At 37.4% G+C, this 14,656-nt stretch carries 12 protein-coding genes; 2 read left to right on the top strand and 10 right to left on the bottom strand.

Annotated elements, in window-relative coordinates:
• Nucleotides 1-365: 365 nt before the first annotated feature.
• From FCI53_RS11700 to FCI53_RS11710, 3 genes are all read right to left on the bottom strand, one after another.
• A complete protein-coding gene (locus tag FCI53_RS11700) occupies nt 366-956 on the bottom strand; it encodes a thioredoxin family protein (RefSeq protein WP_138419045.1) in 591 nt (196 codons plus the stop codon).
• A 121-nt stretch (nt 957-1,077) separates the two neighbouring features.
• The gene (locus FCI53_RS11705; protein WP_138419046.1) at nt 1,078-2,514 is read right to left on the bottom strand and encodes an amidase; all 1,437 of its coding nucleotides are present in this window, start codon (nt 2,512-2,514) and stop codon (nt 1,078-1,080) included.
• 215 nt (nt 2,515-2,729) lie between these two features.
• Nucleotides 2,730-4,079: an MATE family efflux transporter gene (locus FCI53_RS11710; protein WP_138419048.1), complete on the bottom strand. Its 1,350-nt coding sequence runs from the start codon at nt 4,077-4,079 to the stop codon at nt 2,730-2,732.
• A 180-nt stretch (nt 4,080-4,259) separates the two neighbouring features.
• Between FCI53_RS11710 and fbpA the strand changes: the two genes are divergently transcribed.
• Nucleotides 4,260-4,433, top strand: coding sequence for a Fur-regulated basic protein FbpA (gene fbpA, locus FCI53_RS11715; protein WP_138419050.1), 174 nt, complete (start codon nt 4,260-4,262; stop codon nt 4,431-4,433).
• 178 nt (nt 4,434-4,611) lie between these two features.
• Entirely contained in the window at nt 4,612-4,839 is a 228-nt protein-coding gene (locus FCI53_RS11720) for a hypothetical protein (protein ID WP_138419052.1), read from the top strand.
• Nucleotides 4,840-4,908: 69 nt separating this feature from the next.
• Here the strand turns inward: FCI53_RS11720 and FCI53_RS11725 are convergent, their stop codons facing one another.
• The 7 genes from FCI53_RS11725 to FCI53_RS11755 all read right to left on the bottom strand — a co-directional run bounded on the left by FCI53_RS11725 (nt 4,909) and on the right by FCI53_RS11755 (nt 14,109).
• The gene (locus FCI53_RS11725) at nt 4,909-6,357 is read right to left on the bottom strand and encodes an aldehyde dehydrogenase family protein (RefSeq protein ID WP_138419055.1); all 1,449 of its coding nucleotides are present in this window, start codon (nt 6,355-6,357) and stop codon (nt 4,909-4,911) included.
• Between the two features lie 14 nt (nt 6,358-6,371).
• The gene (locus tag FCI53_RS11730; RefSeq protein WP_138419057.1) at nt 6,372-7,421 is read right to left on the bottom strand and encodes a homoserine dehydrogenase; all 1,050 of its coding nucleotides are present in this window, start codon (nt 7,419-7,421) and stop codon (nt 6,372-6,374) included.
• 21 nt (nt 7,422-7,442) lie between these two features.
• Nucleotides 7,443-8,639 carry a M20 metallopeptidase family protein gene (locus FCI53_RS11735; protein ID WP_138419059.1) on the bottom strand — a complete coding sequence of 399 codons (1,197 nt, stop codon included), beginning with the start codon at nt 8,637-8,639 and terminating at the stop codon, nt 7,443-7,445.
• Nucleotides 8,640-8,656: 17 nt separating this feature from the next.
• A complete protein-coding gene (locus FCI53_RS11740) occupies nt 8,657-9,856 on the bottom strand; it encodes a cystathionine gamma-synthase family protein (protein WP_138419061.1) in 1,200 nt (399 codons plus the stop codon).
• 73 nt (nt 9,857-9,929) lie between these two features.
• Nucleotides 9,930-11,138 (bottom strand): M24 family metallopeptidase, encoded by a 1,209-nt coding sequence (locus FCI53_RS11745; protein WP_138419063.1) that lies wholly within the window; start codon nt 11,136-11,138, stop codon nt 9,930-9,932.
• A 797-nt stretch (nt 11,139-11,935) separates the two neighbouring features.
• Complete coding sequence (locus FCI53_RS11750; protein ID WP_138419065.1) at nt 11,936-13,609, bottom strand: PucR family transcriptional regulator; 1,674 nt, start codon at nt 13,607-13,609, stop codon at nt 11,936-11,938.
• A 173-nt stretch (nt 13,610-13,782) separates the two neighbouring features.
• The gene (locus tag FCI53_RS11755) at nt 13,783-14,109 is read right to left on the bottom strand and encodes a MerR family transcriptional regulator (protein WP_138419067.1); all 327 of its coding nucleotides are present in this window, start codon (nt 14,107-14,109) and stop codon (nt 13,783-13,785) included.
• Nucleotides 14,110-14,656: the final 547 nt, after the last annotated feature.

The raw sequence follows: 14,656 nt of genomic DNA on the forward strand, positions 1-14,656 counted from the left end.
GATGTATGAAAAATCCCTAAATACGCAGAATCTAGAGAAAATGCGCTAGATGATGTATGAAAAATCCCTAAATGCGCAGAATCTAGAGAAAATGCGCTGGATGATGTATGAAAAATCCCTAAATACGCAGAATCTAGAGAAAATGCGCTAGATGATGTATGAAAAATCCCTAAATGCGCAGAATCTAGAGAAAATGCGCTGGATGATGTATGAAAAATCCCTAAATACGTGCTATCGAGAAAAATCTAAATACACGTTGTCATGTCAATACAACAATTAAAAAACTATTATAAATTTTACTGCATATAATATAGCTTATGCGCAATACATAGCATTTTTCTATTAACTAGTTTTGGGATAGTATTTTAGCGACCATTGAGCAAACGCTGTATGGGGTCAACACCTACAGCATAGTTCAAAATTTTACCATTTTTTATATGTATGATCGTTGGTGTTCCTGTTATTTCTAACTCATTTGCATCATTTGGTTGTGTGTTTGCATAGGGGGTATTGTGCGCGGCGATAATCTCTCCAGCACGGTTTTTATGGAAGGTCCAATTAACAGTTTTATCCTCTTCAAATCTAGCTAACTTCACATCATGATCTAAACTATCTATACCATTCTCTTCTTTTCCGATCATGATATCATATTCTTTATGATGAGATTCCCAGTCATACCAAGCATCTTGATTGCTTGCTATTTCCATATCTACAAGATAAATAGGAATATCGTGATTCAGTGTAAAATCAATCATATCTGGCTCAACTTGTTGGCAATAGGAACAGGATTGTTGCCAAAAATATACGATATATTCGGTTTGCTCTTGTGTAAAGGTGTCTTGGAAGTTGATTTGTGGAAATTCATTCATTTCACTTAATGTGGAGCTATTGTTGCACGCGATAGCAAAAATACTTACCAAAAGAATTATTAAGAAGGTTAATAAAAACTTTTTCACATAAACTCACTCCATTTTGTAATATTTATGTTCATTATATTGTGAATAGTTTCACGTGTAAACCACTGTTAGAAAAAAGCCTAAGTAAACATCAACAAATAGATTCACTTAGGCCGAGTTGTTAATCAAGTACAGGATTCCTACGGTGTTTCGTTGCTTGTTCGTAAGCATAAGCTAATTCAATTAGTTTTTCTTCTGTAAAAGCTTTTCCTGCAAATGTAAGGCCGACTGGTTTTCCGCTTGAAGTATACCCAGCTGGAATGGTAATGGAAGGATAACCCGCTTTAGCAGCAATTCCTGCACCATGGTTGTTAACAAAAACAAGTGCATCTAACTCATGTTTATCCATTACGGCGTCTATTCCCTCTGATTGTGCCTGGCGAATATCGTTTAACCTTGCCTGAATATAACTTGGTTCCGTTAGAGTTCCACTCGTTTTTTCTGAAGCAGTGAGTAACGTTTGACCATACTTCAACGCTCTTTCAGCATGTTGTTCATTATACTCAATAACCTCCGCTAAGGATTGGACAGGAACCTGGTTCGAAACATTGGCTAGGTATGCATTTAATCCTGTTTTGAATTCGTGAATCATTACATTAATATCATTAGGATCTGCCTGTATTTCTACAGGGTCAAGGATTGTAGCTCCTTGATAGGCAAGGTCCTCCAATGCCATATCAATCAGTTCCGCCTCTTCCTCAGAAAGTCCAGCAAAATAGTTTCGGTCAACACCTAAGGTAGCTCCTTTTAATCCATCTTTGTTTAAAGAGTAACGATAATTCGTTTGTGATTGTTTACTACTTAGACATGTGGCAGGATCTTTATCATCTTGTCCAGTCAATGCGCCTAATACAATCGCTGCATCTGTTACAGTTTTGGCTAATGGTCCTGCAGTATCTTGACTATGGGAAATGGGAATAATTCCACTACGACTAATTAAACCGACAGTTGGTTTTATACCAACTAATGTATTACTACTTGCTGGACTCAAGATCGATCCGCTCGTTTCTGTACCAATGCTTGCTGTCGCAAAACTTGCTGCAACTGCTGCGCCTGGTCCAGAGCTAGAACCACCAACGTCAAATATCCCTGGTCCGTATGGGTTCAGAACTTGTCCTCCTCTTGAACTATAGCCATTCGGCATTCCCATTGTCATAAAGTTAGCCCACTCAGTAAGATTGGCTTTTCCAATTATAATTGCCCCAGCTTCTCGTAGTTTTTCTACTACAAAAGCATCTTCTTTTGCATAGTTGTTTGCTAATGCAATCGAACCGGCACTAGTATGCATATGGTCACCTGTATCAATATTGTCTTTTAATAAAATGGGAATACCATGAAGTGGACCGCGAATTCCTTTTTGCTCTCGTTCTATGTCTAATGCCTCAGCAATATGTAGTGCATCAGGATTTAATTCTGTAATGGCATTTATTGTTGGTCCCTGTTTATCAAAATTTGCAATTCTTTCAAGATAATATTTAGTTAATTGTAGAGCAGATATTTGTTGCTGGTAAAAGGCTTGTTGAATGTCTAGGATCGTATCAAACTTATTAAGTTGCATAGCTTTTCTCCTTGTCATGTAGTTTTGTTATTTTTAAATGTACTTTTCTTATTACATGTATTGCCGTTAAATTGTGTTGATACGATAGCACAAATCAAAAGCAAACACAATCGAGATAGTCTTTACTATTCCTACAGCTGAATTTATTGCATTAACCGAATTGGCTCAATCACATGCAACCAGTACATTTAAAAAAGAGACTGCACCAACAGCCTCTATCCCTTCTCAGTTTGGTTAAAAATATCCTTTTTGCGCCAGTTTCCATATCTGAAATATAAAAATGCAAACATACTACTTATAACAAAACTAATCCCCATTCCATATCCAATACCTTTTTCACCTAAAAGTTGTGACAATAAATACGTCAGTGGATAACGTAATACCCAAAATGAAATAATATTTAAAACAAGCACTTGATACATGGCACCAGATGCCCGAACAATTCCATTTAAGACAAAATTAATGCCTAAGAATGGGTAAAAGAATGCAACAATCATTAAGTACTCTGAACCAAATTGCACGGCATGCTCTTCATCAATAAATAAACGAATACCAAACTCTGCAAACAGAATGATGAGTAATGCAAATAAAATCATAACGGACAAATTGTAGAGCACACCATAGTATGATATTTTATGCACTCGCTCCCACTTATTTACCCCTATGTTTTGACCAGCCATACTATTTACTGCTGTACCTAAGGCGTGAGCTGGAAGCATAAATAAGCTATCTAAACGCTGGGCTGCACTAAATCCAGCAACTACTCCTTCCCCATGAGAAGTAACGACACTCATAATTGCAGCAGAACCTGCTGATATAGATGCCATCTGTAAACCAGCCGGTATCCCTAAATTTAAAATTAATTTGACCTCTTTCCACTTTGGAAGCCGCGGAACCGTAAAAGGTACCATATCGTTTTTTAACACAAAGATCACACCATATAAAAATGCAACTCCCTGTGAACTAATCGTTGCAAGTGCCGCACCATAAATCCCTAAGTCAAAAACGGCAATGAATATCGGATCTAATAGTATATTCAAAAGAACTGCAAGCAAGACAAATTGCATTGGTGTTCGACTATCACCTAACGCCCTTAAGACAGTACCAATAAAGTTATAACCTAATAAGAAAACAATACCTAGCGCATTGATCCTTAAATAGGTACGAGCATCGGCTAACATTGCCTCTGGTGTACCTAGCAAATGTAATAAAGGAGTGGCGGCAAAGAATCCAACCAGCCCCATCACAATTGCCATTACCGTTAAGGTCACAACAAATGCATTTAAATACCTTTTCAATCCTTGTTCATTATCTCTTCCTTTTTGTTGAGACAAAACAGTTAAAGTTGTATTATTTATACCTATTATAAAAGATAACATGGTAAAAATAACGGTGCTCGATACCGCTACAGAGCCTAGTGCATTTGCTCCTAATAAATTACCCACCCATAAACTATCTGCAAATTGATAAGAGACTTGCAACAATTGTGTAAACATGATTGGGCCAGAAAATATAAATAGTTGTTTTAATATATTACCTTCCGTGAAATCCTGTTGCCTTTTCATACACTATTGTCTCCTTATCTAGAAATCTTTCCTCTAAAAATCATCATACCACGTGTTCTTTTTTTAAACATTGAATAAATCTTTACCTACTATAAAAAACATGTTAAATAAACTAACAGTATTGCAGATATTTCCACTTTAATTGTTTACAATTTACTTATAAAAGAAAGGAGGACTTTTATGTCTTATTTAAGGAAAGCTGTGAATCTACAACGAAAATATTTAATAGCTCGTTTAATTCAAGAGGGGATTTATCCGGTTCATAACAAGAAACTATACAGGAAAAGTACCAATGAATTAATCGATGAATACCAACAACTAAGAAATAATAAAAAGCAACAAATCTCTAAGTAAATAACTTCTTCATATTCCCTCTAACCTTTCATTGACTTTACTCCTATAAGTTAGAATAGGCACCTTTTTAAAAATTGGTGCCTTCTTTATGTTTGAATTTACCATTTTTGGAAACAATCTAAATGTAAGCATTTTCAAATGTGAATTTTACTACTTAATAATGGAAGGAAGGGGTTTTATGGCATTTTTAAGAGAAGCAGTAGAACAGCAGAAACAACTACTAATTAACTCTCTAATACAAGAAGGAATTAACACGGAAAAAGTACACAAAAAAACATTAACAGAACTTATTAACGAATATGATCACTTTCATCTAAAAACGAAAAAGAGTAACAATAATGCATTACGTTTCACTCGCTCCATACATATAGCCCAACACAAAAATAAGGCTGACCATTTGCATTAGATCAGCCTTATTTTTTTACGCCCTTATCGTTTATTGCACAACAATCTCTTATAAATGAGCGTTTTTCTTTTATAACAACCTATTTTGCAATTTGAAACATACGACCTTTGGTTCCGTCATCGTTTCAATTGTTGACCTGACCCCTTCTCTTCCAAGACCAGATCCTTTCACTCCTCCGAATGGCATCGCATCAATTCGATAATCACTACTATCATTGACCATGACACCACCTACTTCTAGGTTGTGAATGGAATAATAGGCCTTGTCGATATTTGAGGTAAAGATTCCCGCCTGCAGGCCATAATTCACATCATTCGATTTTTGGACAGCTTCATTTATATCATTTACAGCATAGAGTAAGACTACAGGGCCAAATATCTCTTCTTGCGCAAGTTTAGCCGTTTCTGGAACATCTGTTAAAACAGTTGGATAATAGTAGGATCCGTCTCGTACGCCTCCCGCTTGTAAGGTGGCACCATCTTTTAGTGTCTCATTCACCCAGCTCTCTACACGTTTTGCCTCTTGCTCATTGATCATCGGACCAACATCAGTAGATTCATTCAGTTTGTCTCCCACCTGCAATTCTTTCGTATATTTCTTAAAATCCTCTAAAAATTCTTCGTAGCGCTCACGTTCAATATAAATACGTTGGACACCAATACAATTTTGACCAACAGCTGAGAATGCACCAGACACACAGGACTGAACAGCATCTTGCATGTTAGCATCATTTAACACAATAACTGGTGAATTGGACCCTAACTCCATACTAACTTTCTTTAAACCTGCTTGACTTGCGATTTTTTCTCCAGCCTCTAAGCCCCCTGTAAAAGAAATCATCTTAACGGCTGGATGTTTTACTAGCGTTTTTCCAACTTCCCTGCCAGATCCTGTTATAACTGATAGCATACCAGCTGGTAAGCCCGCATTCATGAACGCTTCTGCAAGCATTAGTGCACTCAGCGGTGTAACGGATGCTGGTTTCACAACAATTGCATTGCCTGATGCAATCGCAGGCCCTACTTTATGAGCGACAAGATTAAGTGGATCATTAAATGGGGTTATTGCCCCAACTACTCCAATTGGAAAACGATAATTGTAGCCGACTCGATTTTCACTGCCTTCATTTTGGTCAAATTGAATCGTTTCCCCATTAATTCTTCTTGCTTCTTCAGCACTAATACGAAGTGTCTGTATCGCTCGCTTTACTTCACCTCGTGCTTCATTAATTGTTTTGCTACCTTCTAGCGCAATTGTTTTTGCATAATCTTCTTTGTTATCCTCCATATAATCTGCCGCTCGTTGAAGTACGCTTATTCGTTCATGTGTTGGCCATGCTCTTGAACGTTGAAACGCCTCTTCCGCTTTTTCAATGGCAAATAGCATATCACTTTTAGATGCTAAAGGAACGGTAGCGATCAACTGATTGTCTTGCGGGTTATGCACCTCAAACGTTTTGTCCGCTCGAATCCATTGTCCTGCAAGTAACATACGTTCTGACCTTGCTTGTAATTGCATCTGTTAGCCCCCCCTTAGGATTTTGTTAGGGCATGTTGCCTTCTAAAAGTAATTATATCTATCAATAAAGAGTACCCTGTTTCGATTAGTCCTGCTCCAGCTCCCGTTAACATGATCGGTCCAGACATATCACATTCGTACAATATTGCATTTGTTGCTCCGCTAACACCTGCCAATGGATCATCTGCATCCAACAATTCAGGTTTGACAGACGCTTCTACTATGCCATTTGTTTTCGTTATTCGTGCTAATAAGCGCCATTTCTTATTTTCTGCTAATGCATCCTTTACCATATCAACTGTCATATCCCGAATTCCTTTACAATAAATATCTTCTGCGGCAATCGGAGTATCCATTAAATAGTTTGATAGGATGGCAGCTTTATACCTAGCATCATAACCTTCGACATCACTGGTAGGATCTGCTTCTGCATACCCAAGTGCTTGCGCTTTTTCAAGGGCAGCTTGGTATGTTTGCCCTTTTTCCATTTCGGTCAAAATGTAATTCGTTGTGCCATTCAAAATTCCTTTTATTTCTTTTATGTCGTTGCCAGCCAGGGTGGTAACAGGCATTCGAAGTGCTGGTGTTCCACTCATCACCGTTCCCTCAAACCCCCAAAATACACCTTTTTCCTTTGCTAAGGAAGCTAATTCATTATAAGCAAGTGCTACAGGCCCCTTATTCGTAGTTACGACACTTTTATTGTTTTCAAAGGCAGTTCGACAGTGGTCTATTGCTGGTTGACCTGTTTTAACATCTGTAAAGGTTACTTCCACAATCATATCGGCGTTAGAATGTTTAATGGTTTCAATACTATTCCAACCCGTTGTTAAACCTTCTTGTGAATAGTTTTCGAGATTTCCTGTCTCCTCCAATACATCTAGTACTTGTTCCATATTTAAACCATCCGGATGATAAATTGACCCTTTCATGACATCTGATACCGCAACAACAACTGGATCAAGGTCATACTTTTTCTTCAAATCCTCCTGTTGTTGAATAAAAAGTTTTGCTAGCGCCTGACCTACCCCTCCGAACCCGATAAATGCTATCTTTGTCGTCACAACCTCACCTCCGCATGAGAATTATCTCTTTAACAAACGATGGGTACACTCTGTCAACAGAGCCACCCCAATTGGTAGTGCATCCTCATTAATTTGGAAATCCGACGTATGCAAACTTCCTGTTGTATCTCCATTCATCGCACAACCTAAGAAAAACATGGCCCCTGGTACTTTTTGTGTAATATGTCCGAAGTCTTCCCCACCCATACCAAATGCTTCATCATAGATTGGCATTTCTGGATACAACTCTTGTGCCGTTTGTCTAAACAATTCCGTTATCTCAGTATCATTCTGTAAAGCTGGTTCACCGTTCTCGATCTCTAACTCGTATTCTCCTCCTAAGGTTTCTGCAATTTGAGCAATTCCATTCAATTCTTCTACCAATTGCTCACGAATCTCAGGTGTATAAGAACGCATCGTACCATTGATTTGTACACAATTGGGGATGACATTAGCTGTATGGCCACCATAAATCTCACCAACACTTATTGTTCCAACATCCAAAGGATTGATCTTTCTACTAATGGTGCTATACAATCCTTGTAACACGTAACTTGCCATCCAAATTGGATCCGTTCCTTGGTGTGGATAGCCTCCGTGGCCACCGGTTCCTTTGATTTTTAAGGAAAAATTATCAATGTTCGCCATACTCGGTCCTTTATGAATTTGTAGTTCACCGGTATTCCGCCATGGACATACATGCAATGCAATCACAGCGTCTAAATCGTTAATCATGCCAGACCTAAGCATATAAGGGGCACCGGTTAATCCATTTTCATCAGTAGCTTCTTCTGCTGGTTGAAAAATGAGTTTAATCGTTCCTTTTATTCTACCTTCCCGATAATCTTCAGCTAATAGTTTTGCAGTTCCTAATAACATGGTAATATGTGCATCATGTCCACACGCATGCATGATACCGGGATGAACAGATGCATATTCCACATCTGTTCGTTCCTGTATTGGTAGTGCATCCATATCCGCTCGAACTCCGATGACAGGTCCTTTTCCCGATGAAAGCGTTGCGACAATGCCATACCCCGCTATCCCTGTTTTAATATCAAAAACTTCTTCTTGTTCTAATATTTCTTGAATAAATTGACTCGTTTTTTTCTCTTCAAAACTTAGTTCAGGATAACGGTGCAAATGTCTTCGCCAATTAACTAGTTCTGATTTAATAAATTCTGTCCGTTTTGTTATCTCCCAATTTTCCGTTTTCAAGGGAATCCCCCCTTCGCTTAACTATTTGCAAACAAATGTTTTGGAAGAGATTGGAATGCCTGTTCTAAGTCATTAATAAGATCATCAACATCCTCTATCCCTGCTGAATAACGAATTAACCCTTCTGGAATCCCCATTGCCGCACGTTCTTCTGGTGTACACTCGACGTGACTTGTCGTACGTGATGGACCAACAACCGTTTCCACTGAACCTAGGTTTGCAGCTTTATTTGCGTATTGTAATTTAGGAAGCAAATGCCTTACTGTATCCACCCCACCTTTAACAGCAAAGCTTAACATACCACCATAATTACTCATCTGCTGCTTCGCAATATCATGGTTTGGATGATCTTCAAGACCTGGATAAAAAACAGATTCGACAACATCTACAGATTTCAAATACTTCGCAATGGTAAGGGCATTCTCACACTGTTTATCAATGCGTAATTTTAATGTTTTCATACCGCGAAGTAATAAATAGGCCGCCATTGGATCTAACGTTGCACCATTGATTTCACGGTAATGATAGATTTTCTCTACTAAATCCTTGCTACCACACACCGCACCACCTAGCGCATCGGCATGGCCGCCAAGGAATTTCGTTGCACTATGAATGACCAAATCTGCACCTAAATCTAGTGGCTGTTGATTAATTGGTGTAGCAAACGTATTATCAACAATCACCAATGCTCCAGCGTCTTTTCCTGCCTTTGCCATTCTTGCAATATCGGTAATTTTTACGGTTGGATTAGTAGGACTTTCCAAATATAATACTTTGCAACCTTTTGCTACCTCTTTTTCAATTGCTTCATGGTCCCCTGTTTCACACAGCACCACTTCTACTTGTTGCTTTGGCAAAAATTCTGTGAAAATTTTATTGGTTCCACCATACGTATCTTTAATAGATACAACTCGATCACCTGGAAATAAAAACGTTGCTAACGTATTGCTTATGGCAGCCATTCCCGTAGAAAAACTTGTCGCAGCCTCTGCCCCTTCTAAAATTCGAATTTTATCCTCAAAGGCCTGAACAGTTGGATTGGTATTTCGACCATAAATGTGCCCATCTTTTTGTCCTGTTGCTACTTTATACCATTCATCCATGTCATCATAGCCAAACGAAACACTGTGAACAACTGGTACTTGAGTAGCTCCAAATGCAAGTTGGTCTCTTTCTCCTGCCCAAATGGATTGAGTAGACTTGTTAATTTCCTTCATGACTATTCCTCCCCTGTATTTATTGGACACATTTGTCCTTATCTCTTAAATAAATCGTATTGAATGGTATCTATTAACTAATAATGCCACCATGATGATTCACATCAATGGGATCTTGAATAATAAGTTCTCGAGGATACTCACAGAACGTTTCGCAGCCTTTTTCTGTCACTCTAAAAGATTCACTAATTTCGATTCCGTAGTCATCAAACCACAGTGCAGGAATTAAGTGGAATGTCATATTCGGTTGCAAGACAGTAGGATCTCCTGTACGAATACTTGCGGTATGCTCTCCCCAGTCTGGTGGATAGTTTAAGCCAACTGAATAACCTAACCTTGATTCTTTTTCTATTCCATATCGTTTTAAGTTTTTTCGCCAAATTGCCTCAATATCACCACATGTCATACCAGGTTTAATCGAATCTAATAGTTCATTTAATCCATCGATCACAATTGGAGTAATCTTCTTAAGCTCTTTAGCCGGCTTTCCAATTGATACGGTTCTTGCTAAAGGAACGTGATACCTTTTATAACAACCAGCAAGTTCAACAATAACGGATTCCCCTTGTTTAAACTTTCTTTCCGTCCAAGTTAAATGTGGTGCACCAGTGTTTTCACCAGAAGGTAAAAATGGAACAATTGCTGGATAATCCCCTCCATATTCATCTGTTCCGGAGATCATCTGATAATAAATTTGAGCTGCGGCATCACATTCTCTAAGTCCTGGTCGAATGGTATCAATCCCTTTATACATTGCTTGATCAGCAATCTTTGCTGCACGTTTCATATATTCAATTTCTTGATCTGATTTAATCAGTCTGACATAATTCACAAGTGAATCGGCACTCTTAAATGTTGCATTAGGCAAGTTTTGCGTTAAACGCTGATAGGCTTTTGCCGAAAAATAATAGTTATCCATCTCTACCCCAATATATCGATTTCCTTGACCAATTTGCTTGAGTATTTCTGCAATAAAATCCATTGGGTGATAAACGGATGATTGAACATAATAATCAGGATATGGAATGATATTTTCATCATAAATCCACGTCGTTGCCTTGGCACCATTGGCATCCATGTAACGACCGATCCAAATTGGTTGTGGCTCATCAATGACAATGATTAACATTTGGTGTACATAAAAAGACCACGCATCATACCCAGATAAATAATTCATATTTGCAGGGTCCGTTACAAGTAAAACTTCAATTCCACTTTCCGCCATTCGTTGCTTCGTCTTACTTATACGGTTTTGATATTCGATAATATCAAAAGGAAGCATCACATCTTCCCCCTTTCCTCTTATTGACTGAATAGTATTACTATTTCTTACTTACATACTATTAAAACGGTGTCAACTTTGTAATGCTCAATCTGTATGAAGTTTTTCAGATGCCCTTTATACAATTTTGGTTAATATTTGGTTGTTTAAGCTTATTAAATTCATTCTGAACCATATATTTTAGAATTTGTTTACTTTACGCCCATATAGTCCATTTTCCGTTAAAATCATTTTTTAAACATGGTTGGAATCAATTGAGGGAACTTGTAGATTGGAGTTAGTGCATAAAAGCTTTATGATGTGCAACAAATTATTAAGGTGAAGTACAGTGATCTCCAAATTACACGGAACCAATGGAAAATGCGCTGGATGATGTAAGAAAAACATGTAAATACGCATGATCTTGGGAAAATGCGCTAGATGATGTAAGAAAAACATGTAAATACGCATGATCTTGGGAAAATGCGCTGGATGATGTACGTAAAACATGTAAATGCGCATGATCTCGGGAAAATGCGCTGGATGATGTAAGAAAAACATGTAAGTACGCATGATCTTGGGAAAATGCGCTGGATGATGTACGTAAAACATGTAAATGCGCATGATCTCGGGAAAATGCGCTGGATGATGTAAGAAAAACATGTAAATGCGCATGATCTTGAGAAAATGCGCTGAGTTAATGCACATGGTACAGCTTATATACACTAGGAAACTGCGAAACTTACAGAATAAACATCTGTATAACAAATAAATTTGAACTAAAAAAACGGTGCTGTCTCATAGGTACAGCACCGTTTTCACTCAATCTTCTTCAATGTCCATAAACGTACACTTAACTCCAACAAAAAGGCATCATCTGAATCAACTAAAGATAATTTGGTTAGAGATTCGATATTTCTTAAGCGATGTAGCAAGGATTGCCTATGCAAATTCAATGCTCTCGCTGTCTGACTCACATTCCCTTTATACTTATTATAAATTTGAAAGGTATGGATTAAATCCGTCTTCCTTTTTCGATCATATTCAAGCAAAGGGTCAAGGGTTTCTTTTACTATGGAAGCAATCTCACTTTCTTTTGATAATGCCATCAATAATCGATTAATCTTCGTATCACTAAAGAAAGTCCGCTCCCCAAGGCCATTTTGTTGCTTCCCGATATTAAGGGCCGTCTTTGCCTGCTGATAACTTTGGTAAAAACGATATTTACCTTCTTGTTGGGGAGCAATTCCCCAAGATAGTTCCACCCCTACAAGTAATTCACTTAAACGCCTTTCAATTGTATCAATGAATTGGTTTGAACTTTCCGTATGCGGATGGTGGTCAGCTTCTAAGAAAACAATAACTTCCCCTTCATCAAACGTCGTCATTGTTTTTCTCCCAAGAAGTTTTCCAGCATAATTTATTTCCTTTTGAATGTAATAGTTTAAGCTTTGTAAGGATGAACTTTCTGGATTATCATTTTTATTTTTTTCCTGCATGGATGATTTATTTGAAATATCGCCTAGTATACAGGTATAGTTATTTTGTAAATCATATCCTAGTAATCTAGCCTTTGATAATAATTGATCATCAATTGGCATTTTATGTTTAGCTAAATTCAATACGAAATTGTCTTTTAGGCGAATTTCCGTTATTTCAATCGCATTTTCTTTTACAAAAAATAGAGCACAGGCAGTTAATGCATGTTCTAAAACACTCATGACAAACCACGACAAATCCTCTCGTCGCTTAGGTTGAAAAACAATATAGCCTTGGCTCTTATGATTATTTAAAATATTTAATTGAAACCACATCTTATCTGACAGCTGGTACTCCTGTAAATGATAGTACAGTGGATGATCTGTATAATGAATTTCTGTAGGTGGGATTGGTTGTAGAGGGTTGGTTTCATCGTGGTACATATCAAAGATCGTTTTATCAAAGTATTTATTAGCTCGCACTTCTGTTGACCTATCCATTATCGCTACCGGCATGCGGATATGTTTATAAAGGATTCGACAAATGTCTGTAAGCCCCTTATCTTCGAGTACACAATTCGTTAATTCTTTTCGTACATTTTCTGCCTTTTGCCGTTCGCCTTGTTTATCAACCGTTATTTCGTGCATAACTGTTTGCAAGACATCAGCAAACCGTATTTCCCATGGAATATCAATAATAATAAAGTTATGCTCTTCTGCATATTGTAGAATTCGATCTGGAATATCAAAAATGTACCTACCGGTGGCAATTGCTAATGCAGAAGCACCAGACTGAATAACATCTCGAACAAATTGCTCAAGTAAATCGGGATTATTCTCGCAGCCGATTCCAGTACTTAAAACAAATTCATTCATCCTTACAAAGTTTTCAACAGGTAATTCCATTACAGATATCCATTCAATTGATTTCTCATTTAACAATTGTTTACCAGACTTAACTTTAGAAGTTTTCATTATAGGTAATCTAACGATATCATGTACTGTTAACCCCATCACTCTCACCTCAGTCCTGATCACAAATTAATGGATAGTGAATGGAAAATGATTCAGTTCCTTCCTTAATATATATTCGATTTTCCTGTTAACTTGTAATGCCCCTAGATTTAGCCTTCTGACACATACCATTTCTCATATATAAACAATATGTTCCCTATACTTGTCTTAGACTATCTTTTTTGGATACCAAATCTAGCATTAATTTCCCCTTTAAATAATTGCCTTTGTCTCTTTTTCTCTTCCCTTTTACGTTCCCTTTTTAACATTTCTTGTCGAATTTCATAGGTTTGAACACCTTCTTCTCGTTGATCAGCTATATCAATTAACTGTTCAACATCTGCAAATGAATACTTACGATTCCCTCGTTCGGTCCTTTCTGGAAAAACCAACTTTCTTTCTTCATAATAACGAATTTGACGCTCAGAGAGTCCAGTTAATTCACTAACTACACCAATTGTAATAACTTTTCTTTCTTTATAAGAAGGGTTTTCACTCATATTCTCACCGCCATTTTAAGAATTACTATAAATTCTTACTTTTAACCCATTATACACTGAAAATTTTGTTAATTACATTTATATGTAAGAAAATCTTACAATACTATTTCTAAATGTAATGTTAGTTTACTATCAAATAGATGGTACCTTAGGCTTCATAGTGCGACATTGAAAGAAAAATCAATCGTGTAACAGAAGGAGCTAAATATACGGAGTTTTTCAAAAGGGCTGTTTTCTAAAAAAATATTGTTTTGTCACAATAAATATAAACTCCGACGTAAATGATAATTATCTCGCTCATTCTTTATACAATGAGTGGTGATCTAGCGCTGCGGAAATACACCTACGCTTTCCGCGGGTGGCTGATGAGCCTCCTCGTTCGTACCTCACTGCGGGGTCTCCCAAAGGCCATTAGTCCCACAGGAGTCTCCGGTATATTTCCTTCGCTTTTTATGAGGATCGTAATTTTATAGTATATTTACTTGATTATACGTGCATCAAATTCACTTTTTATCCTAGATAACATTGCACTCAGACTCGTTAATGA

Origin of the sequence: Aquibacillus sediminis, from assembly GCF_005870085.1 — a bacterium.
GTDB lineage: Bacteria > Bacillota > Bacilli > Bacillales > Amphibacillaceae > Aquibacillus_E > Aquibacillus_E sediminis.